Origin of the sequence: Hymenobacter sp. BT559 (genome assembly GCF_016427535.1) — a bacterium.
Lineage (GTDB): Bacteria > Bacteroidota > Bacteroidia > Cytophagales > Hymenobacteraceae > Hymenobacter.
Map to the genome: position 1 here is coordinate 1,193,320 of NZ_JAELXV010000001.1, position 21,160 is coordinate 1,214,479.

The 21,160-nt window shown below is 59.6% G+C and carries 18 protein-coding genes; 10 read left to right on the forward strand and 8 right to left on the reverse strand.

The genetic code is table 11. The annotated features are described in order from the left end of the window. Positions 1-135: 135 nt before the first annotated feature. Together JAO77_RS04940 and JAO77_RS04945 are read right to left on the reverse strand one after the other, a co-directional pair. Positions 136-1,491 (reverse strand): hypothetical protein, encoded by a 1,356-nt coding sequence (locus JAO77_RS04940; RefSeq protein WP_198989183.1) that lies wholly within the window; start codon positions 1,489-1,491, stop codon positions 136-138. Between the two features lie 349 nt (positions 1,492-1,840). Beyond that, positions 1,841-4,147, reverse strand: a complete 2,307-nt coding sequence (locus JAO77_RS04945; protein WP_198989184.1) for an efflux RND transporter permease subunit — start codon at positions 4,145-4,147, stop codon at positions 1,841-1,843. 155 nt (positions 4,148-4,302) lie between these two features. Between JAO77_RS04945 and JAO77_RS04950 the strand changes: the two genes are divergently transcribed. From JAO77_RS04950 to JAO77_RS04965, 4 genes are all read left to right on the forward strand, one after another. After that, positions 4,303-4,554, forward strand: a complete 252-nt coding sequence (locus JAO77_RS04950) for a hypothetical protein (protein WP_198989185.1) — start codon at positions 4,303-4,305, stop codon at positions 4,552-4,554. A 199-nt stretch (positions 4,555-4,753) separates the two neighbouring features. Continuing rightward, entirely contained in the window at positions 4,754-5,116 is a 363-nt protein-coding gene (locus tag JAO77_RS04955) for an SRPBCC family protein (protein WP_235998211.1), read from the forward strand. A 17-nt stretch (positions 5,117-5,133) separates the two neighbouring features. Then, complete coding sequence (locus tag JAO77_RS04960; RefSeq protein WP_198989187.1) at positions 5,134-5,928, forward strand: thymidylate synthase; 795 nt, start codon at positions 5,134-5,136, stop codon at positions 5,926-5,928. Positions 5,929-6,362: 434 nt separating this feature from the next. Beyond that, the gene (locus JAO77_RS04965) at positions 6,363-6,890 is read left to right on the forward strand and encodes an energy transducer TonB (RefSeq protein ID WP_198989188.1); all 528 of its coding nucleotides are present in this window, start codon (positions 6,363-6,365) and stop codon (positions 6,888-6,890) included. Between the two features lie 2 nt (positions 6,891-6,892). Here the strand turns inward: JAO77_RS04965 and JAO77_RS04970 are convergent, their stop codons facing one another. From JAO77_RS04970 to JAO77_RS04980, 3 genes are read right to left on the reverse strand one after another with little or no spacing between them, the layout of a single operon-like run. Then, a complete protein-coding gene (locus tag JAO77_RS04970; protein WP_198989189.1) occupies positions 6,893-7,699 on the reverse strand; it encodes an aminotransferase class IV in 807 nt (268 codons plus the stop codon). A gap of 57 nt (positions 7,700-7,756) precedes the next feature. Next, on the reverse strand, positions 7,757-8,905 hold the full coding sequence (dprA, locus tag JAO77_RS04975; RefSeq protein ID WP_370549689.1) for a DNA-processing protein DprA: 1,149 nt from the start codon (positions 8,903-8,905) through the stop codon (positions 7,757-7,759). Positions 8,906-8,964: 59 nt separating this feature from the next. Beyond that, entirely contained in the window at positions 8,965-9,327 is a 363-nt protein-coding gene (locus JAO77_RS04980) for a MerR family transcriptional regulator (protein ID WP_198989190.1), read from the reverse strand. A 167-nt stretch (positions 9,328-9,494) separates the two neighbouring features. Here JAO77_RS04980 and alaS point away from each other — a divergent pair, with 167 nt between their 5' ends. The 6 genes from alaS to JAO77_RS05010 all read left to right on the forward strand — a co-directional run bounded on the left by alaS (position 9,495) and on the right by JAO77_RS05010 (position 18,806). Next, positions 9,495-12,176: an alanine--tRNA ligase gene (gene alaS / locus JAO77_RS04985; protein WP_198989191.1), complete on the forward strand. Its 2,682-nt coding sequence runs from the start codon at positions 9,495-9,497 to the stop codon at positions 12,174-12,176. A gap of 184 nt (positions 12,177-12,360) precedes the next feature. Beyond that, entirely contained in the window at positions 12,361-13,293 is a 933-nt protein-coding gene (locus tag JAO77_RS04990) for an SPFH domain-containing protein (RefSeq protein ID WP_198989192.1), read from the forward strand. Positions 13,294-13,345: 52 nt separating this feature from the next. Next, a complete protein-coding gene (locus JAO77_RS04995; protein WP_198989193.1) occupies positions 13,346-14,104 on the forward strand; it encodes an energy transducer TonB in 759 nt (252 codons plus the stop codon). A gap of 242 nt (positions 14,105-14,346) precedes the next feature. Next, a complete protein-coding gene (locus JAO77_RS24335) occupies positions 14,347-15,975 on the forward strand; it encodes an OmpA family protein (protein ID WP_198989194.1) in 1,629 nt (542 codons plus the stop codon). A 158-nt stretch (positions 15,976-16,133) separates the two neighbouring features. Beyond that, positions 16,134-17,591 (forward strand): Asp-tRNA(Asn)/Glu-tRNA(Gln) amidotransferase subunit GatB, encoded by a 1,458-nt coding sequence (gatB, locus tag JAO77_RS05005; protein ID WP_198989195.1) that lies wholly within the window; start codon positions 16,134-16,136, stop codon positions 17,589-17,591. A gap of 90 nt (positions 17,592-17,681) precedes the next feature. After that, positions 17,682-18,806, forward strand: coding sequence for a TlpA disulfide reductase family protein (locus tag JAO77_RS05010; RefSeq protein ID WP_198989196.1), 1,125 nt, complete (start codon positions 17,682-17,684; stop codon positions 18,804-18,806). 75 nt (positions 18,807-18,881) lie between these two features. Here JAO77_RS05010 and JAO77_RS05015 read toward each other — a convergent pair whose 3' ends face one another. The 3 genes from JAO77_RS05015 to JAO77_RS05025 form a co-directional block, all read right to left on the reverse strand. Further along, entirely contained in the window at positions 18,882-19,691 is an 810-nt protein-coding gene (locus JAO77_RS05015) for a hypothetical protein (protein ID WP_198989197.1), read from the reverse strand. Positions 19,692-19,703: 12 nt separating this feature from the next. After that, positions 19,704-20,183: an acyl-CoA thioesterase gene (locus tag JAO77_RS05020; RefSeq protein ID WP_198989541.1), complete on the reverse strand. Its 480-nt coding sequence runs from the start codon at positions 20,181-20,183 to the stop codon at positions 19,704-19,706. 224 nt (positions 20,184-20,407) lie between these two features. Then, complete coding sequence (locus tag JAO77_RS05025) at positions 20,408-21,088, reverse strand: protein-L-isoaspartate(D-aspartate) O-methyltransferase (RefSeq protein WP_198989542.1); 681 nt, start codon at positions 21,086-21,088, stop codon at positions 20,408-20,410. Positions 21,089-21,160 lie beyond the last annotated feature (72 nt).

The window sequence follows — 21,160 nt, forward strand, 5'->3', positions numbered from 1 at the left end:
TGCCGGCTATCGGCAGGCATCTGGCCTGTTCGCCAAGGGCGATTCTTGACCTAGCGTGCTGGCCGGAGGCCAGCGGATAGTCGGCACGGGGCACAGCCCCGCGCCATCGGCCTGATTTTGAATTAATGCTTGTACCTAAGCGGCTTGGCCTGTCTCAAAGCGTAGCTGCGCCGCCAGTACGTGCTTGCACACGCCACGCTGGCCTTGGTGGCTGCTGTACCATTGGCAGGTGCAGCGCGGGGCCTCGGGGCCGCCTACTAGCACAGTGTGCCACGCATCGGTGCCGCGCACGCGGGCCTCGGTGCGCCCGCCGCTGCCTATGCTCACCAGCTGCACGTCATCAGCGTTGCCGAGCAGCGTGCGAGCGTTTTTGAGGCGCGGGTTCAAGCGCAGGATGCGGTCGGTTTTGAAGGGCAGGCGGCGGTAGAAGTACTGATTGGTGCTAAGGTCAAAGCCCAGTAGGCCCATGGCCGACAGGCTGGCGCAGAGCCGCTCCACAGTAGCTGGCGCCAAGTCGTGCGTGAGGCCAAACAGCGTGGGGTTGAAGGTTTCGTTGCCCCGAAATAGATTGTTGGCGCCCGCCAGCCACTCGGCTGGTAGCTCGTCGAGCATGGCTCCGAGCTGCGTGCCCTCGCCCGAAAAACCACGCGTGACGCCGGCCGACAACGCCAGTAAAAACTCGTGGCCCCCACCCAGTTCCAGCACCACCGCCGAGGCCTGGCCATCGGGCGTGGCATACACGCGGGCACCTTGGCTCAGAGGCAGCAGGCCATCGAGCAGCCGCAGCCGGTGCGCGCCACCCACCAGCACCGCGCTGGGGCCGCCCATCGGTGCAAACGTGGGCCTAGGGCCGCGCAGCATCAGGTACAAGTCGGTCTTGGCGGTACCGGCGGGCAGGGCGTGTAGCAGCTGGGTGGCTTGGGCGCGGCTGAGGCGCAGCTTTTCGTCCATCTGGGCCAGGTAGCCCTGGGCGGCGGTCAGGCCCTTTATCCAGCGCTCGGGCAAGGTCACTTTGCGCTCAGTCACTTTGCCGGCGGCGCGCTCCAGCGTCACCTCTTGCTGGCCTACGTTCAGGCGCACCGGCTCGGTGCGGGCGATGCGGCTGAGGGCGTTTACCATTGGCTCGTTAAAATCGACATTGGTAGTGCCGCTCTGCACAAACTCGCCATCCAGGGCGGCCGGCCATAGGTCGAGGCGGGCGTACACGCCGTTGCACGACGAGAAAGCCTCAAAGCGCAGCTGCCCGGCGCCGGCTGTCACAATGGGGTCACGCAGGGCCGCGGCCTGCGGCACGAACCGCGAGGCTACGACTTTAGCTAACGTGGTTAGTCCGCGCGCCGTGAGCCAGGAATCGCGTAACTGCCCCTGAAAAAAGCAGGCTGTGCTGCTTGCCGGGGCATTTTCGGCGTAGGCCGCCAGTTGGAGCGCTTGGCCTTCGGCCCCAGAGGTCAGGGCCGAAGGTTGGGCATAAGCAAAGGTTGTTTCCGACATAGCTCAGAAAGGTTAGGTAGCCGGAGAAGCAGTCGTTTCTCCGCTGCAAAGGTGCATCACGAAGCTCATACTTTTACTAATAAAATTAGTTTTGCTAAATAATTTCTGATTTTGCTAAGCTATTGAATTTAGTAAATCGTGGTAACGGCATGCTAAAAAAGGCGTCCGTCTGGCGGAGCCCAGCGAAGCATCTCCCCCGCTTTATTGAACGGGTCAGTAGAGATGCTTCGTAGGGCTCCGCCAGACGGACGCCTTTGTGTGTTGTCCGGTTAAAAAACAAGTCCAGTGAGTAAGCTAAGCAAGCGCCGCACCTATTTGCGAACTGAAAGTCAGCGCTATACCGAGGCTACTACACGCTTTCGGGCACTGGGTTAGGTACGGCGGCTAGCTTGCTGCCACGCTTTTTATAGACACCTAGGATGAGCAGCGGCAGCAGCGTGAGCTCGGCCACCACGCCAAATAGTAGCGTGAGTCCGATGAGCAGCCCCACGTAGAACGTGCCATCAAACGACGAAAACAGCAGCGTGCAGAAGCCGCCCACCAAAATGAGCGAAGTGACAATTACGGCCTTGCCCGCCAGCAAGTAGGTGCGCCGCACAGCCTTAAATACGCTGGGCTCGTGCCCTAGGGTGAGGCGCAGCTTGCTGATAAAGTGAATGGTATCATCGACCGCGATGCCGAACGCGATGGTGAAAATGATACTTGTGCTCACTTTCATATTCACGCCGGCCAAACCCATCACGCCCGCCACCACCAAGATGGGCAGCAAGTTGGGCACCAGCACTACCAGCGTCATGCGCACTGAGCGGAAGAGCAGCAACACGATGAGCGTGACCATCGCCACGTCGATAGCCATGCCCTGTATCATGTTCAGGGTCAGGTTCTCGTTGTTCTTGTCAATGAGGTTCGAGGAGCCCGTGAGGCGGGTACGCAGCACCGTGGTGTCGAGCTGGGTGCGCAGGTAGTGGCGTAGGGCGGTATTCAGCTCAGCCGCCCGAATGCTGCCCACGTCGGCCATGCGGCCGGTGAGGCGCCCGGCCGAGCCATCGGGCAGGGCCAGCGCCCGAAACTCGGGTTTCTTGCGGAATAGCTTGAGCTTGGAAGTAAGCGACTTAAGCTCGGTTGAATCGGTGGGGAGGCGGTACTCTGCCAACTCGCCGCCGTGTAGGGCCTTACGCGTGGCCTTCACCAGCGTGGCCGGCGAGGCCTGAAACTGCAAGCCATAGGTGTGTCCTAGGAATCCCTCAATCTGCTCAATCTCGCGCAGCACGGCCGGGTCGTAGATGGTGCGCCCGCCCACTGGCTTTAGCTCCAGCTCGAAGGGACGCACGCCCGCAAAGTGGGTGTCGAAAAACGCGAAATCCTGCCGCACGGGGTCGTTCTTCGATAAGTCATCGAGCAGCGAAGAGTTGATGCGCACCCGCGTACTTAGCCCGATGCTGGCCGCCAGCACCAGCCCGGCCACTACGTAGATGCTGCGTCGCTGCCGCAGTACCCCGCTAAAAAGGCGGCCCAGCACGCCATCCCAGTCGTGCCCGTGCTTGCGGGGCTCGCGCAGGGCGGGCTTATTGAGCAATACCAGCATAGCCGGCAGCAGCGTAAAGCTGAGTATAAACGCCAGCAGCACCGCGATGCCCGTAAACAGCCCAAAATTGTGAATGGGCCGAATAGTACTGGTCATCAAGGTAAAGAACCCAATGCTAGTAGTCAGTGCCGACAGCCCCGAGCCAAAGCCCGACTCCTTAATGGTAATGCGCAGGGCGTCTTTCTTGCCCGCGCCGTAGCCCAGCTCGCTCACGTAGCGGCTGATAATGTGGATGGTATCGGACATACCCACCACGAAGAGCATCAGCGGCAGCAAGGCCGTCATCAGGTCGATGCTGATGCCGCAGGCGCCCATTACCCCTAGGCCCCACACAATGGCACCTAGCACGACCACCAGCGGCAGCACCACGCCCCACCACGTGCGAAACGTGAGCCAGAGCAGCCCCGTCACGAGCAGCACCGAGAGGCTCATAAACACCACCAGTTCCCATTGTAGCCGGTCCACAAACACCGACTGCGCCACCAGTCGCCCCGCAAAGTGCGCCCGCTCTGCGGGCAGCCCGGCCCGCGCCAGGCCTTGGCGCAGCGAGGCCAGCAGCGAGTCGCCGGGCGGCTTCTCTAGGTCAGGCGTGAGCTGAAACACCAGCGCCACGGCCCGCGCATCGCGGCTAAAGACGTTGCCCACCAGCCCCGGCGTCCGAAAAATCAGCGTCGAGTCCTGGGCCCGGCTGGCTGGCACATCGGGGTGCAGGTAGGGTAGGTTATAAAAGCCAAAGCCCTCGACTACGGGGTTGGTGAGGGTAGTAGGGGAGGTGACGCTGAGCACGTGCGGCAGCCGCCGCGCCGCCCGCGTGAGGCTATCGACCTGGGCCAGAAAGCGCGGCTCGAATACCGTTTGGCCAGCCGGAGCCTCTAGGCCCAGTAGCAGGTAGTCGTTGTCGTTGCCGAAGCGCTGGGTGTAGCCCTGGTAATAGTCGAGGTCGGGGTCGCCGGCCGGGTAAAAGTCGTTGAAATTGTAGTTGAAACGCAGCTGGCTGGCGTAGTAGCCGGCCAGCCCCGTGAGCAGGGTCAGCACCAGCAGCGTGAGGTGCGCAAGGCGGCGAAGTGGCATAGATTGAGTGCCACAGACTCAGCGAGTCTGCGAATGAGCAAGGCTAGGCAAACTGGCAAAAATTCATGAATGCTTCATGCCAGTTATTTTGAAAAAAACGTGTACTTTAGAAGTCGCAATCTGTCTCAACTGTTCAATTTTAGCTTTTGTTTCTCATGAAAAAGTCCCTGCTTGCCCTCGCCCTGTTTGCATCGGCCGCTACCGCCTTCGCGCACGATGGCGACAAGCCCGCCGCCAAGGGTAAAAAAGCCGACCACTGCACCGCCGCTGCCGCCGCCAAGTGCGAAAAAGGCATGACCGCCGGCGCCAAAATGGACGGTATGCCCGCCTGCTGCCGCGCCAAAATGGCCGCCATGAAGACCGCGCCCGCTACGGCCGCGACCAAGGCACCAGTGAAATCGATGTAAGTCAGCGTATTGCTTGCTATACCAGAGGCGCCCTGTTCTTGTTGTAAGGACAGGGCGCTCTTTGTTATTAAAGCCAATGCCTAGAATAGAAGTAATTACGCGCATTGCTGCCCCACAAACACGCTGTTTCTACTTAGCATTAAGTGTAGACTTACACGCAGTATCTGCCCAGCAAACGCAAGAGCAGATAGTGTGCGGTGTGCGCAGTGGTATTTTGCACCTAGGTGATGAGGTGACGTTTCGGGCGCGGCATTTTGGCATTTGGCAAACACTGACCAGTAGAATAACTGCGTACCAGGCACCGGGCTATTTCTGCGATGAGATGCAGCGCGGCGCTTTCAAAGCCATGTGGCACGAGCATTACTTCGAGCCCGAAGGCAGCACAAGTACCATCATGAAGGATGTTTTTGAGTTCACATCGCCGTTGGGCTTTTTAGGTAAAATTGCCGATAAGTTGGTCCTGAGCGCCTACCTGCGTCGCTTTCTAGAGCAGCGTGGGGCTGTAATAAAGCACTACGCCGAGACCGATGCCTGGCAGACAGTGCTACCGGCTGGGAGTTGAGTATTTTTGCTGCCCCTATGCGCCAATACCACGACCTCCTTCAACAGATTCTTGACCACGGCAACCAAAAGACGGACCGCACCGGTACCGGTACGCTGTCCATCTTTGGGCCGCAAATGCGGTTTAACCTGGCCGAGGGTTTCCCGCTCGTAACTACCAAGAAGGTGCACCTCAAGAGCGTCATCCACGAGCTACTGTGGTTTCTCAAGGGCGACACCAACATTGCTTACCTCAAGGAGCACGGTGTGAGAATCTGGGACGAGTGGGCCGATGAAAACGGCAACCTAGGGCCCGTGTATGGCTATCAGTGGCGTAGCTGGCCAGATGGCCACGGCGGCCACATCGACCAGATTTCGCAGATTATCCAGCAGCTCAAAACCCAACCCGACTCGCGCCGCATGGTGGTGAGCGCCTGGAACGTGGCCGACCTGCCCAGCATGAAGCTGCCCGCCTGCCACGCCCTGTTTCAGTTTTACGTGGCCGATGGCCGGCTCTCGTGCCAGCTCTACCAGCGCTCGGCCGATGTATTCCTGGGCGTGCCGTTCAACATTGCCAGCTACGCCCTGCTCACGCTTATGGTGGCGCAGGTCACGGGCTTGCAGCCCGGCGAGTTTATCTGGGCTGGCGGCGATACCCACCTCTATAGCAACCACCTCGAGCAGGCCCGCTTGCAGCTCGAGCGTACGCCGCGCCCGCTGCCCACCATGCGCCTTAATGCTGATATTCAGGATATTTTTGACTTTAAGTATGAAGATTTTAAGCTGGAGCATTATGACCCTTGGCCAGCTATAAAAGCGCCAGTTGCGGTATAAAAGGAGAGGGTATTCCAGAAATTAGATTAGATAGTCCCAAAAAAGTACTTTTTTATATAGACCTAACTACTGCATTTTCGTAATAGTAGTAAGTCTGGTATAGGAATTGTCGTTTTTGTTTAGGGGAAACTAGTCTACTTTTCGCTGTGGGTATTTCGCTGCTTTCTACGCTGCATCGCGCGCTAATCACGCTTACGGCTTTGCACTTGGGCCAGGGGCCCCGAAAAGTTGTTCTGGCTAAAAACCAAGTGACCGAGGCGGACCTATGCGAGTATTATGAGCAGTGGCAACGCTTGCAAATAGTACACCAAGCCAAACAGGCCCGCTACGAGCCCAAGCCCGGCATCGACCTAGGGGTCGAGGAGGCTGCAATTCCTATTCACATGTAGGCCGCGAGGTAGCCCCGCTGGCCGCATCACCGTATAAAGGCCAGCATGAGGCAGTCGCTACGAGTTTTTTTGATGGGCCTAGGAGGCAGCTGGTTACTAGCCGCTGCTCCTGCCTGTGCCCAAGTTGGCGAAGGCGTATATGCCGCGCCTGGGCATTTAATTACGTTTCCGCACCGCAAGCCCCCCCCACCGCCCCCCAAGCCCGATGCGGTAGTATCTCCCATTTTGCCGCGCTTCTGGCACGATGAAGCCAATGGCCGCGAGCGCGCTAGCGATTTTTATCGCTTCATGAGCCAGTATCTGAAGTACCCCGAGGCTGCCGTGAAGGCTGGCATGGTAGGGCGCATTTACGTGCGGCTGACGGTGGCGCCCAATGGCAAGGTGAACGCGGCGCAAGTAGTGCGCCGCCAGGTAGCTTCATTGCTGGCAGCCCCGCCGGCCCCCACCGATGTAGCCGCTGCCACTGCCTCGCTCGAAGCCGAAACCTTGCGAATCTTCTGGGCGGCTAAGTTTCAGGTGGCCAAAATCAAGTCCGACACGGTCACCGTATCGGCCAGCTATCAGATGGAGTAGCGCTAGCCCCTCAGGCTGGCCAACAGCGCCGGACTAGGCTCGGCAAAGCTTACGCTGCCCACTTGGCGCACGGCCCGCACTGCCGCCACGTTGGCCGTAAAAACGGCATCTGCCGCGAGCAAGTCGTGCCTCGAGAACAATCCTTCCTGGTAGGGGACACCTAGGGCGGTGGCCCGCCGCAGTATATCGGCCCGGCGCACCCCGGCCACGCAGCCGCTGGCCAGGGCGGGCGTGTATAAGATGCTGTCCTTGAGCCAAAAAATAGCTGCCGCGCCTGCTTCGGCTACTTGCCCAGCACTGTTGCATAAGAAGATTTCATCGAGCCCACGCTGCTCGCGCTCGTGGGCGGCGCGCACGTAGAGCCACGCCTGCGGCCCCTTGCAAAAGCTGAGTGGCGAGTACAACGACTGCGTTTCCTGCGCAAAATCGGCCACGCCGATGGGCGAGTCATCGGGCACAAAGGCTTCGGCGGTGGCTAGCCACTCGGCTGCGGCGGTGGGTGGGGTGTAGCGCCCGCCGCCGCAGCGCCACAACTGCACGCGCAGGCGGGCGGCTGGCAGGTGGTTGGCTGCGCCGAGGCCACCTAGGGTAGCCGCCAGCGCCTCGGCGCTGGCAAGCAGGGCCGGCAGCATGAGGTAAAGCTCTGCCGCTGCCTGCTGCATGCGGGCGGCGTGGTCGGCGGCCAGGCGCAGCTCGTTATTGCTGAAAACTAGTGTTTCAAAAAAACCATCACCGAAGGCCAGACCACGATTGGGGAGGGGTAGGGCCAGCTGGGAGGCCTCCAACAACTTACCATTGAATAGCACCATATGCGTCGTAGCAGCTACAAAATTCGATAAATTAAATTAAGCCGCTAAATCCACGCCTTAAACAAGCACGAATTTCTTGCCCGGCAGCGCCCGCACCACGCCCCGAAACTCTAGCCCCAGCAGCAGCGAGGCGACTAGGTGTATCGGCAACTGCGCCTTCCAAGCCAGGTCGTCGATGTGGGCTTCCTTGCTGACTATGAGCACCGTGATGAGTGCGAACTCGTCGGCCGTAAAATCAGCGGCTGCGTAGGAGGGAGGAGGCTGAAACTTGCCGGGCAGGTGCAGCGCGGCATCCCAGTTCAGGACCTGCTCTAGGTCCTTGGGTTCTTGATAGAGAGCAGCTTTATGGCTCTTGATGAGCGTGTTGCAGCCTTCCGAAGACGGGGCGCCTAGGGGGCCGGGCACGGCCAGCACGTCGCGGTCGTAGCTCAGGGCCAGCTCGGCGGTGATGAGCGCGCCACCTTTGGCAGCGGCTTCGACTACCACCGTGCCATCGGCGAGGCCTGCGATGATGCGGTTGCGCTGCGGAAAATTGTAGCGGTCGGGCTGCGTACCAAAGGCAAACTCGGTAAGCAGGCCACCCGTTTCGCGCATTTTCTCGGCCGTTTTGCGGTGTGCGGCGGGGTAGATGATGTCGAGCCCGGTGGCCATTACGCCCACAGTTTGTAGTCCTTCCTGCAAGGCTGCCCGGTGCGCCATGATATCGATGCCGTAGGCCAAGCCACTGATAATAAGCGGCTGGTGCGGTAGCACACCCTTTAGCAAACGCTCGGTTTGCTCGCGGCCATACTCCGTGGCTTGGCGGGTGCCCACCAGGGCTAGCGTTTTGGGCGCGTTCAGGTCAGCCTGGCCTTGGTAGTAGAGTAGTACCGGCGCGTCGGGGATGAGCTTGAGGCGCGACGGATACCGCTTGTTGGTATAAAACAGAATTTCGACGCCCTCCTTTTCCGCCTTGCGCAGGCTGGCTTCGGCCTGCGCTAGTGCCTTGCCGCGCTCGGGCCCAGTCAGGATTTTAATGGTGGCGTCGCCTACCCCCGGAATGCGCCGCAGCTTGCCGGGTGGCAGGTGCAACACGTTTTTGGCCGACGAGCCGTAGCTCATGAGCTGGCGCGTGAGTTGGGGGCCAATGCCAGGGAGCAGGGTAAGCGCGAGTTCGTGGTAGAGGTCGTCGGTCAGCATGTAGCGCGAAGCTCTTGCTTCGTGCACGAGCGCAGCGAGTTCTGCGGTCGAGAAGATGTAAAGTTAAATAAGCTCGCTAATTACACCTACTGAGGCTCTGCTTTTCCTGCCCCATCAATCTCCTTCTTTAGGCTCACCAAAAAGCCGCGTACTTTCTCTAAAGACTGAATCACGTCAATCTTGTCCTTGAGCTGTCCGCCTTTCTGCTTCAGCATCTCGCGCGCGCCGGGAATGGTATAGCCGCGCTCTTTAACTAAGTGGTAGATAGTGCGAAACGTATCAACGTCGGCTTGGGTGAATAAGCGGTTGCCCTTCTTGCTTTTGCGCGGGCGCAGCTCATCAAACTCCGTTTCCCAGAACCGTATGAGCGAGGTAGCCACGCCAAACTGCTCGGCTACTTCGCCAATGGTGAAGTACTGTTTGGTAATGTCGCGTTCTTTATAAGGCATAAGCCACTAACGCGGGCCTAGGCCCGGCAGGTATTTCAAAATCAATAAAACGGAGCGGCTACCTTTGCAAAAAGGGATGCCCGGCGGTTTCGGCCGCCGAAAAGTAGCCATAAATCCTCTTCCAAGCCTAATCACGCCTCCCGGCCGCTGCCGGGCGCTCTTCTGCCATGTCGCTCCCAACCGCCAGCCACGTTCGCCAGCAGTTCCTCGATTTCTTCGCCAGCAAAGGCCACCACATCGTGCCCTCGGCCCCGCTCGTCGTTAAGGACGACCCCACGCTGCTGTTTATCAACAGCGGCATGGCGCCGTTCAAAGACTACTTCCTAGGTAACAAACCGGCGCCGTTTAAGCGCGTGGTCGATACGCAGAAGTGCCTGCGCGTGAGCGGCAAGCACAATGACCTGGAGGAGGTAGGCTACGATACCTACCACCACACCATGTTTGAGATGCTGGGCAACTGGAGCTTTGGCGACTACTTCAAAAAGGAAGCCATTGCCTGGGCCTGGGAGCTGCTGACGGAGGTGTACAAGCTGCCTAAAGACCGGCTCTACGTAACCTACTTCGAGGGTGACAAAGGCGACGGCCTAGGTCCCGACGCCGAGACGCAGGACCTGTGGCGGCAGTACACCACCGACGACCGCATCTTGCCTGGCAACAAGAAGGACAACTTCTGGGAGATGGGTGACACCGGCCCCTGCGGCCCGTGCACCGAAATTCACATCGACCTGCGCGATGAAGCCGAAGTAGCCCGGAAGTCGGGCCGCGAGCTCGTGAACGCCGACCACCCGCAGGTGGTGGAGGTGTGGAACAACGTATTCATGGAGTTTCAGCGCCTGGCCGATAAGTCGCTCATCAAGCTGCCCGCCCAGAGCGTGGACACCGGCATGGGCTTCGAGCGCCTGATGATGGCCGTATCGGGCGTGAAGTCGAACTACGATACTGATGTTTTCCAGCCGCTTATTCAGTTCATTGCCAAAGAAGCTGGCGTAGCCTACCACGGCACGTCGCCGGCCACCGTCAACGACCAGCCAGCCACCGAAAACGAGCGCACCGATATTGCCATTCGGGTGCTGGCCGACCACATCCGAGCTATCGCCTTCACCATCGCCGATGGCCAGCTTCCGAGCAACGTGAAGGCTGGCTACGTGATTCGGCGCATTCTGCGCCGGGCTGTGCGCTATGCCTTCTCGTCGCTCAACCAGAAGCAGCCCTTCCTCTACAAGCTCGTGCCGGTGCTGGCCGACCAGATGGCCGGCATCTTTCCCGAGCTGAAGGCCCAGCAGGCCTTTGTGCAGCGCGTGATTGAGGAAGAAGAAATTGCCTTCCTCAAAACTCTCGAAACAGGCTTGCGCCGCCTCGATGCCCTCGAAGAAACCGCCCGGGCCAATGGCGGCGTAATCGACGGCCAAACGGCGTTTGAGCTGAGCGATACCTTCGGCTTTCCGCTCGACCTCACGGCCCTCATCGCCCGCGAAAAAGGCTTGACGGTAGATGAGGAAGGCTTTAAGAAGGCTCTCGAAGCCCAGAAAAACCGCAGCCGCAACGCCCAGGAAACCGAGCAGAGCGACTGGGTAACGGTGCTAGATACCGACGCGCCCAACGTATTTGTGGGCTACGACCAGGAGGAAGCCCCGGCCCACTTGCTGCGCTACCGCAAGGTGGACAAAAAAGGCAAAGTCGAGTATCAGCTAGTGCTCGACCAAACGCCCTTCTACGCCGAGAGCGGCGGCCAGATTGGCGACACGGGCTTCCTGGAAAGCGACTTCGACAAGCTGCGCGTCATTAACACCCGCAAGGAAAATGACCTCATTATTCATACTACCCTAGACCTGCCGCAGGACCTAGGGGCTGAATTCCGGGCCCGACCCGATGGTGCGCGCCGCAGCCTGATTCGCAACAACCACACAGCCACACACTTGCTGCAAGCCGCGCTGCGCCGCGTGCTCGGCGAGCACGTGCAGCAAAAAGGCTCGCTCGTGAACGAGAAGCTGCTGCGCTTCGACTTCTCGCACTTTACCAAAGTGACCGACGCCCAGTTGCGCGAAATCGAAGGCATCGTGAACGAACGCATCCGTCAGCAGATTCCACTCGATGAGCGACGCAATGTGCCCATTGCCGAGGCAAAGAGCCTAGGGGCGATGGCCCTCTTCGGTGAGAAGTATGGTGACTTCGTGCGGGTTATTACCTTCGATAAAGATTACTCGGTGGAGCTGTGCGGCGGCCTGCACGTGCCGAATACCGGCGCGATTGGCTACTTCAAAATCACGAGCGAAAGCGCCGTGGGCGCGGGCGTGCGCCGCATCGAGGCCGTAACGGCCGGCGCGGCTGAAGCCTTCGTGGACCAGCAAATTGACCTGCTGGCCCAAGTGCGCGAAACCCTTGGCAACCCGCAGCACCTGCTGCCCACCCTCGAAAAGCAAAGCGAGGAAATCGCGGCCCTGCGCAAGCAAATCGAGCAGTTTGCCCAGCAAAGCCTCAACCAGCAGAAGGCGCAGTTGCTCGGCCAAGTGAAAGAGCTAAACGGTATCAACTTCTTGGCTACGCAGGTGCAGGCCACCAGCGCCGACGACCTCAAGAAACTGGCTTACGACTTGCGCCAGCAGGTAACCAACCTGGTGGCCGTCCTAGGTGCCGACATCGACGGCAAGCCGCAGCTAGCGGTGATGCTCGATGATGAAATAGCCCGCGCCGGCAAGCTCAACGCTACCATGCTGGTGCGCGAGCTGGCCAAGGAAATCCAAGGCGGCGGCGGCGGGCAGCCGTTCTTCGCTACGGCTGGTGGCAAGAACGTGGCCGGCCTAGGTGCCGCTATCGGCAAGGCCGAAGCCTTAGTGGCAGCGGGCCTGTAGCACCTATTGCCAGGTACAATTTCACAAAAAGCCCGCCGGATAGCATCCGGCGGGCTTTTTCATGAGTAGGGCAGGAGCAGCCTGTAATGAAGGCCCAGCTAGCGCGATAAAGTAAACTAGAAGCGGCTGTACAATTACATTTTGTTCTTAACTAGCAGCCGCGCAATCCTTTTCTGTTACTACCATGTCCTTCTCGCTCATTTTCCTAGGGTTACTCCTGCTCACGGCCTTTTTGAGCTATGTTATTGTGCCGCAGGGCACGGTAGCGGTCGTTACCATTTTTGGCAAATACCGGCGCATCATGATGCCGGGCCTGAATTTTAAGCTGCCCTTTATCGAGAATGTCTACAAGCGCATCTCCATTCAGAACCGCTCGCTAGAGTTAGAGTTTCAGGCCATTACCAGCGACCAAGCCAATGTTAATTTCAAGGCCATGCTGGTGTATGCGGTGTTCAACCAGAGCGAGGAGGTTATTAAAAACGTGGCCTTCAAGTTTGTGGATGAGCGCAGCCTGATGCAGGCGCTGGTGCGCACCGTGGAGGGTAGCATCCGGGCTTTTGTGGCTACGCAGCGCCAGGCGGCCGTGCTCAGCTTACGCGGCGAGATAGTACTGCATGTGAAAGACCAGCTCGACGAAACGCTTGAAAGCTGGGGCTACCACCTCATCGACCTGCAGCTCAACGATATTGCCTTTGATGAGGAAATCATGCGCTCGATGGCCAAGGTAGTGGCCAGCAACAACCTAAAGGCCGCTGCCGAAAACGAAGGCCAGGCGCTGCTCATCACTAAAACCAAGGCGGCCGAAGCGGAAGGCAATGCCATTAAGATTTCGGCCGAAGCCGAAAAAATCGCGGCCCAGCTGCGGGGCCAGGGCGTAGCGCTGTTCCGGGAGGAGGTAACCAAGGGCATGGCCCACGCCGTGCAAGAGCTAGCTGACAATAACTTAGACCCTTCGCTCGTCTACTTCTCGATGTGGACCGAGGCCATTAAACACTTTGCCGAGCAAGGCCAGGGCAACGTCATCTTCCTCGATGGCTCGAACGAAGGCCTTGAGAAAAGCATGCAGCAGATGCTAGCCCTGCAGCACCTCGACCGGCCGCGCGGCACCGGGCGCTAACGCTCCGAAAACGCTTTGTGTGAAGTTTATGCCTTAACAATAGTTGCTTCAGATGCGCTACGTATATACTGGTATCTGTGTACTGCTGGCTCACCTGGCCCAGGGCCAGGCGCTGGCCGATACGCTGGCTTATGAGCAGCCCCGGCAAACGACGGAAGAGGCGAGCCGCCGCGTGACTTCGCATACCGACTCGACCGGCCTGTGCGTAGAAACACTGAGCTGGGCCGGGGCCCGTGGGCTGGTGCGCATTTACTACGCTTCGGGCCTGCTCAAAGAATATGTGCCTTATGGCGACCTAGGTATGGGGCAGGTGCATGGGGTAGCCACTACCTGGTACGAGAGCGGCCAGCTAGAGAGCCGGCAACCCTTTGTGCAAGGAAAGCGCGACGGAAAGCTAGAGCTCTACTACCCCGACGGGCGATTGAAGCGCCGCACGGAATACGCAACCGGAGCCGAGCTACCGGGCCAATGCTTCGACGAAACGGGCCGGCCAGTTATCTATTTTTCTTACGAGCAGCTACCACTGTACCCGGGCGGCCATGCGCAGCTAACCAAGGAGATAAACAATGCGCTGCGTTGGCCGCGCGACGTAACGCCCCTGATGCTGCTAATGCGGCGCACGGTTTGCCTCAGTTTTGTGGTCGATGAGCAGGGAGCTATTCAGTCACCTAGGGTGGCCGTGTCGAGCGAGCTGCCTTCATTAGACCGCGCAGTGCTGGCTACCATCGCCAAGCTGACGCGCCGCTTTGCACCGGCCCGGCGCGATGGCCGGATAGTGCAAAGCGCTTATTACCTGCCGATTCAATTTTAAGAGGGGCTATATACCCGCCAGCCTGAGAAAATAAGGAGGTGTCGCGCCTGGTTACGAGCAACCAAAAACGGGGCTCGGCAGTACCTAGCTGCGAAGAAGCCCAACGGGGCTTACGAAGAGCATGCAACGTGCAAAATCTTGGCGTGCTGTAGCGTGTGCTAGTACCTTTGCCCCGCTTTTTGCCAAGACACCACACCAATTTTTCTCTACGTCTGTCAATCAGTACCCTTTTTTCTTTCTCAATGAAATACCAGTTATTCACTGCTTCCGTGCTTGGCCTAGGGCTACTGGCGGGAGCAACAAACGTGCAAGCGCAGTCGGCCGACCGCAAATGGGGCCTCAGCGGCTACACCACCATTCTGCGCTACCGGGGCGACCTAGGCGACAACTACTTCATGCGCCGCTACCCCACGTTTGGGGGTGGCCTCACCCTGAGCCGCTACCTGAGCAAGGGCCTCGACATCAACCTGTCGGCTAACCAAGCCACGTTGCGCTACCCCAGTGACCCCAACACCTATATCTACGGCAACCGCTTCTACGCCAACGTAAGCTCGTTTGGCCTAGGCTTCAAGCTGAAGCTGAACAACGGCTGGGCGCTAAAGGAGGATGCTGCCATTCAGCCCTACATCTTGCTGCAGCCGGGCTTTGCGTACATCTATACCGACCGCTACCTCAACAACGCCACTACGCCTAGCTCTACCAACTACGGCTCGTTTGACGCGCAAGCTGCAGTTGGGTTGAATTTCCGGATTACACCGGGCTTCAACTTCTTCGTGCAGGCTGGGCAGCACATGCTCTTCCGCGACGACGCACGCCTCGATGGTATTGCCGGCCCACAAAACGGCTGGTTCAACAAGTACGACCAGTACATGCAGTACTCGGCCGGTGTAACCGTGAACTTTGGCAAGGCTAAAGACACTGACGGCGACGGCGTGCCCGACCGCAAAGACAAGTGCCCCGACACCCCGCAGGGCGTGAAGGTGGATGAAAACGGCTGCCCCGTTGACACCGATGGTGATGGCGTAGCTGACTACCAAGACAAGTGCCCCGACGTGAAGGGCCTCGCTAGCCTGCAAGGCTGCCCCGACTCGGACAATGACGGCGTAGCCGACAACGACGACAAGTGCCCCAACACCCCCGCTGGTGTGAAAGTAGACGCTTCGGGCTGCCCCGTTGATAGCGACGGCGACAAAGTGCCCGACTACCTCGACAAGTGCCCCAACACCCCCGCCGGTGTGCAGGTAGACGCCAATGGCTGCCCGCTCGACCGCGACGGCGACGGTGTGCCCGACTACCAGGACCGCTGCCCCGACCGTGCCGGCCCCGCCAGCAACAAAGGCTGCCCCGAGATTAAGGCCGAGCAGAAGAAGGTGCTGAACGAAGCCACCAAGTACATCAACTTCGACTTCAACAAGGCTACGCTGAAGCCTTCGTCGTTCCCCAAGCTGGAGCAGATGGTACAGATTATGAACGAGTATCCCGACTACTCGCTCAGCATCGCTGGCCACACCGACGACGTGGGCAATGACGACTACAACCTGCGCCTGAGCTACGAGCGTGCTGCTGCCGCTCGCAAGTACATGGTTGACAAAGGCGTTCCAGCCGAGCGCATCGAGTCGCGCGGCTATGGCGAAACCAAGCCGATTGCCGACAACAAGACTAAGGCTGGCCAGGCCCTGAACCGCCGCGTTGACTTTGACCCTTACCTGACCGGCGAAGCCAACGCTGCCGAAGCCAAGTACGGCCCTGCCCCGAGCATTTCGGAGTTGAAAGCCACTGGCAAGCCGCTGCCCGGCAAGAAAACCACTGGCACCGGCTCGCCCCGCAGCCGCAAGGCGCCCGTGAAAAAGGCCCCCGCCAAGCGCAAGTAAACGCGCCTAGGTAGCCTACTCAAAAGTGGCCTGCTCCCAGCGAGCAGGCCACTTTTTTTGTGCCATTAATCGGGTTCGGTGGTTTTACGCTAGCAGGGCCGCCGGTTCGCCGGGTACTAAATCAGGACTAACTTGCGACTTCTTAGCTTAAGAGACTTATGGACGAAGCCACCATTGCGAATTACCAGCCTGTTATCGGCCTGGAAGTACACGCCCAGCTGCTGACGCACAGCAAGATGTACTCGTCGGATGAGAACGAGTACGGGTCGCTGCCCAACACCAACCTGTCGGTAATCACCCTAGGCCACCCCGGCACGCTGCCCCGCGTGAACCGCACGGCCGTGGACTTTGCCATCAAAATGGGCTTGGCCACCAACTGCCAGATACAGCGCGAAAACCTGTTTGCCCGCAAAAATTACTTTTACCCTGACCTTCCCAAGGGTTACCAGATTACGCAGGACAAAACGCCCATCTGCTACGGTGGGCACATCGATATCCGGCTGGCTGACGGTAGCACGCGGCGCATCGGCATCACGCGCATTCATATGGAGGAAGACGCGGGCAAGAGCATGCACCTCGCCGGCGAAACCGAAACCCTGGTAGACCTCAACCGCGCCGGCGTGCCGCTCATCGAGATTGTGAGTGAGCCCGACATTCGCACCGAAGAAGAAGCCTACGCTTACCTAGCCGAAATCAAGAAGCTGGTGCAGTACCTCGAAATCTGCGACGGCAACATGGAGGAAGGCTCGCTGCGCTGCGACGCCAACGTGAGCGTAATGAAAAAGGACGCCACCGAGTACGGTACGAAGGTGGAGGTCAAGAACATGAACTCGTTCCGCAACGTACAGCGAGCCATCGAGTATGAGGTGCAGCGGCAGGTTGAAATCCTAGAGAACGGCGGCGAGGTAGACTCCGAAACCCGCGGCTTTGACGCTACTAGCGGCACTACCAGCGGCCAGCGCTCGAAAGAAACGCTGAATGACTACCGCTACTTCCCCGAGCCCGACCTGCCGCCCCTCATCGTGGATGATGCGTGGCTGCACCGCGTGCAGGCCGCCCTGCCAGCGCTGCCGCAGCAGCTCTACGCCCGCTTCACGGGCGAACTGGGCCTGAGTGACTACGACGCCAATGTACTTATTGACCAGAAGGAAGTGGCTCAGTACTTCGACGAGCTATCGCGCCTCACGCCCAATGCCAAGGCCGCGGCCAACTGGATAATGGGTCCCGTAAAGTCGTACCTCAACGAGCGGGCCCTAGAGCTAGCCGATTTCCCGCTCGACCCGGCGCAACTAGCTGGCATTATCGAGCTGATTGATGCGGGCAAGCTCAACTACTCAGTCGCTTCTAAGCAGCTGTTTCCGTACTTGCTAGAGCACCCCACCGCCAACGCTACGGGCGCCGCCGAGACCCTAGGCCTCCTAGTAAAGGCCGACGCTGGCGAACTGCAAGCCTTGGTAGACCAGGTGCTGGCTGCCAACCCGGCCAAAGTAGCTGAGTACCGGGCTGGTAAGAAGTCGCTCACCGGCATGTTTATGGGTGAGTTGATGAAGCTGACTGGCGGCAAGGCCGACCCTAAGCTAGCCAATCAACTGCTGCGCAAGGGCCTGGATGGCTAGGCGGGAACTACCCGCCGCTTTCTGCGCTTTCAGCCGCAGGGTACCCGCCCTAGGTGCGCTTTTTTGTCGTTTTGCCCCATGAGTGCTTATATGAAACCAACCCTTGCTGCCGTGGCCCTTCTCGGCCTCACCAATGCTTGCCAGAACGCCAGCGCGGCTTCTGGCTACGAAATCAGTGGGCAGCTGAAGAATGCCCCGGCGGGCACCACGCTGCACCTGGCCGAGCTCACGAGCAGCCAGTTTGTGGAGCGCGGCACGGCCAAAACCGACGCGCAGGGCAACTTCACCTTCAAGGGCGAGCAGCCGGCTTCGGCGGCCGTGTACCAGCTGAAGGTAGACGAGCCTAACCAGATACTGCTGGTGCTCGACAACAAAACCAGGCTCACCCTGAACGGCGACGCCAAGAACCTGATGACGACCTACGCCGTGAAAGGCTCCAAGGATTCGGAAGTTATTCAGGAGCTTACGCGTAGTAACCTGGCCAGTAAAGTGCAGCTCGAGAACCTCGGGCAGCGCTACACGCTGGCTAGCCAGAATGGGAAAACTGATTCGCTCGAAGCCATCAAGAGCCAGTACCTGACGACGGTAGACCGCCTGACGGCCCGCAACAAAGCCATCATCCGGCGCAATGCCAAGTCGGTAGCGGCGGGCTTTGCGGTACTCAGCTTCGTGAGTCCCGATGAGGAGTTTCAGTTTGCTGATTCTATTGCCACGGTGCAGCGCACGGCGCAGCCCAACTCGCCCTTCACGGCCGCGCTCACCGAGCGGCTGGCGCCGCTGCGGGCCACGGCCATTGGCACTTCGGCGCCCGAAATTAACCTGGCCAAGCCCGATGGCACCAAGCTCTCGCTAAAGAGCCTGCGCGGCAAGTACGTGCTGGTAGACTTCTGGGCGAGCTGGTGCGGCCCCTGCCGCGGCGAAAACCCCAATGTGGTGAAGGCTTACAACGAGTACAAGGACAAAGGCAAGGGCTTCACGGTTTACAGCGTATCGCTCGATGATGATAAAGCCCGCTGGACCCAGGCCATTGCCGCCGACGGCCTGGCGTGGCCCAACCACGTGTCGGACCTGCAAAAGTGGAACAGCGCTGCTGCTTCGGCCTACGGCATTCAAGCCATTCCGCAGTCGTTTTTACTCGACCCGCAGGGTAAAATCATCGCCAAAAACCTACGCGGCCCCGCCCTGCAAGCCAAGCTGGCCGAGGTGCTGAAATAAGTGCCATAAGTCCTAGGTATGAAAAAGGCCCGCTTCTTCGAAGAAGCGGGCCTTTTTCATACCTAGGGCATTGGCTTAACTTAAAAACATGCGCTGCAAGCCGCCCCAAAGGCGCTTTTTGAGGCTGGTGTCGTACTCTATCATCTCGACCTCAGCGCCGGCCAGGTAGGCTAGGCCCACGGCCGGAAACTGCACGGGCTCGTATATCTGCGTGGTGCGCACGGCCACGTCGAGCAGGTTTTTGCCGAAGGCCAGGATGTGCGTGGCCGCAATCTCCTTGCGCAGATTTTGCAAAGCCACGGGGTAGGGGCCTTCTACGTTGACGAGTACCACGTCGGCCATCACCAAGCCAATGGCTTTAAGCAGGTTGTTGAGGAAAACGTTGCGCGGGAGCTTCTTAAACCGCTCGTCAGGCAAGCGCACTAGTAGCACCACCCCTTGCGCATTAGCGCCTAGGGTATTGAACTTGGTGAGTAGGTAAGGGGCCACTACTGGGGCGGCCGCAGGGCTGGCGGGCGCTGCGGGGGGCGTGGCAGGTGGCGTACCCAGCCCCGTACCTGCCAGCGATGGCAGCTTGCCAGCCGCAGCTGCGATGGGCGGCACTGGCTTTGGTGCAGGTGTCGGCGCGGCAATAGGAGCGACCGGCGCAGCAATAGGCGCTACTGGTGCCACAACAGGTACTACGGGGGCAACTGCAGGGGCCACTGGCGGCGCCGCAGCGGCCCTAGGTGCCGGCGCCGCGGCCACTGGAGTAGTAGCCTCAGCGGGGGCGCTGACTACGGCGGGTACGGCCTCACGCTCGTGCGCCTCGAAGGGCATGTAGAGCGTGATGTCGGTGTAGAAATTCTGCAGAAAAGCCAGGGTGCCGGCTTGCTCGTCAGCCATAAGTGACTAGGGTTAAGCTAGTTCGAACAGTGCTTTTAGCTCGGTAGCATCGGCGGGCTTCATGCGGCCGGCCAGTACTAGGCGCAGTTGGCGGCGGCGCAGGGCCCCGTCATAAAGGGCGATTTCCTCGGCGGTTTCGGGTACGGCATCGGGCACATCGATGGGGCGCCCCGATTGGTCGACGGCCACGAAGGTGAAAAACGCCTCGTTGGTTTTCATGCGCGTGCCGCTCGGAATATCCTCGGCCCACACATCGATGTGCACCTCCATGCTGGAGCTGAAGGCCCGCGTTACCTGCGCCTGCAAGGTAACGACGCTACCTAGGCGAATGGGGTCGCGGAACGACACATTATCAACCGACGCCGTGACGACGATGCGATTGGAGTGCTTTTGGGCGGCGATGGCGGCGGCAATGTCCATGAGGTGCATCATGCGGCCACCCATCAGGTTGTTGAGGGTGTTGGTATCGTTGGGCAGTACCAACTCAGTCATGATGACGTAGGAGTCGGCGACGGGGCGTTGCTTGCGCACTTCGAGGATAATTAGGAAGTAGAGAGTATGAAGTATGAATTGCTCCGAGGTTTCAGGGCGTCACAGTTCAAGGCAACAAAGGTAAGTTATGGCTCGCCCGACAAGCCGCGGGGCTTGCGTAAGCCGTTGCTTATCCTAAGCAGCCGCAAGTCATACTTTATAGTTTTTAATTTATAATTATTAACTTAAACTGCCCACCCCGCGGCGCCTAGCAGTGGCACAAATCGGCAGCCACCAAACTCCTCGCGTACGAACGACTCGGGGCCCTCGCGCGTGATGCGCAGGAGCTGCTGCTTGCTGGGGTCTTGGGCACCCACCGGCACCACTAGCCGCCCACCTATGCGCAGCTGGCGCAGCAGGGCTGGGGGCAGCGCGGGGGCGCCAGCCGTTACCAAAATACCGTCGTAGGGGGCGCCAGCCGGCCAGCCCAGCGAGCCATCGCCTAGGTGCAGGCCGGCCGTGGGCAGGCCTAGGGCGGCTAGGCGCGCCCGCCCCCGCGCATACAGTACGGGGTTAAACTCAATGCTTTGCACTTGGCTGGTGAGTTGGCACAGCACCGCATATTGGTAACCCGAGCCGGTGCCGATTTCGAGCAGGTGCTGGCCGGGCTGCACACCCAGCAGCTCGGTTTGGGTGGCCACAGTAGCGGGCTGCGAGATGGTTTGGCCTTCCCCAATAGGAAAGGCTTTGTCCTGGTAGGCGTGGGCTTCGAAAGCGGGCTCGAAGAACAAATGGCGCGGCACGGCAGCCATCGCGGCCAGCACGCGTTCGTCGCGGATGCCGCGCTGCTCACGCAGCAGTGTCACCAGCGCCCGGCGCTGGCCGCGGTGGCGATAGGTGTCGCGGTCGGGAGAAAGGGGAGAAATGATAAGCGTAGTAGTTGAGCTATTGGCGGGGCGGCGCCCTATTTTTGCGCCATACGCCGCGAAAATACGACT

Coding starts and splice junctions, on each gene's coding strand:
- JAO77_RS04960 (WP_198989187.1), top strand. CDS start 5,134: ATGCGCCAATACCACGACCTCCTTCAACAGATTCTTGACCACGGCAAC.
- JAO77_RS04950 (WP_198989185.1), top strand. CDS start 4,303: ATGAAAAAGTCCCTGCTTGCCCTCGCCCTGTTTGCATCGGCCGCTACC.
- JAO77_RS24335 (WP_198989194.1), top strand. CDS start 14,347: ATGAAATACCAGTTATTCACTGCTTCCGTGCTTGGCCTAGGGCTACTG.
- JAO77_RS04980 (WP_198989190.1), bottom strand. CDS start 9,327: ATGCCTTATAAAGAACGCGACATTACCAAACAGTACTTCACCATTGGC.
- JAO77_RS04965 (WP_198989188.1), top strand. CDS start 6,363: ATGAGGCAGTCGCTACGAGTTTTTTTGATGGGCCTAGGAGGCAGCTGG.
- JAO77_RS04995 (WP_198989193.1), top strand. CDS start 13,346: ATGCGCTACGTATATACTGGTATCTGTGTACTGCTGGCTCACCTGGCC.
- JAO77_RS04990 (WP_198989192.1), top strand. CDS start 12,361: ATGTCCTTCTCGCTCATTTTCCTAGGGTTACTCCTGCTCACGGCCTTT.
- JAO77_RS05020 (WP_198989541.1), bottom strand. CDS start 20,183: ATGACTGAGTTGGTACTGCCCAACGATACCAACACCCTCAACAACCTG.
- gatB (WP_198989195.1), top strand. CDS start 16,134: ATGGACGAAGCCACCATTGCGAATTACCAGCCTGTTATCGGCCTGGAA.
- alaS (WP_198989191.1), top strand. CDS start 9,495: ATGTCGCTCCCAACCGCCAGCCACGTTCGCCAGCAGTTCCTCGATTTC.
- JAO77_RS04945 (WP_198989184.1), bottom strand. CDS start 4,147: ATGCCACTTCGCCGCCTTGCGCACCTCACGCTGCTGGTGCTGACCCTG.
- JAO77_RS05015 (WP_198989197.1), bottom strand. CDS start 19,691: ATGGCTGACGAGCAAGCCGGCACCCTGGCTTTTCTGCAGAATTTCTAC.
- JAO77_RS04940 (WP_198989183.1), bottom strand. CDS start 1,491: ATGTCGGAAACAACCTTTGCTTATGCCCAACCTTCGGCCCTGACCTCT.
- JAO77_RS04970 (WP_198989189.1), bottom strand. CDS start 7,699: ATGGTGCTATTCAATGGTAAGTTGTTGGAGGCCTCCCAGCTGGCCCTA.
- JAO77_RS05010 (WP_198989196.1), top strand. CDS start 17,682: ATGAAACCAACCCTTGCTGCCGTGGCCCTTCTCGGCCTCACCAATGCT.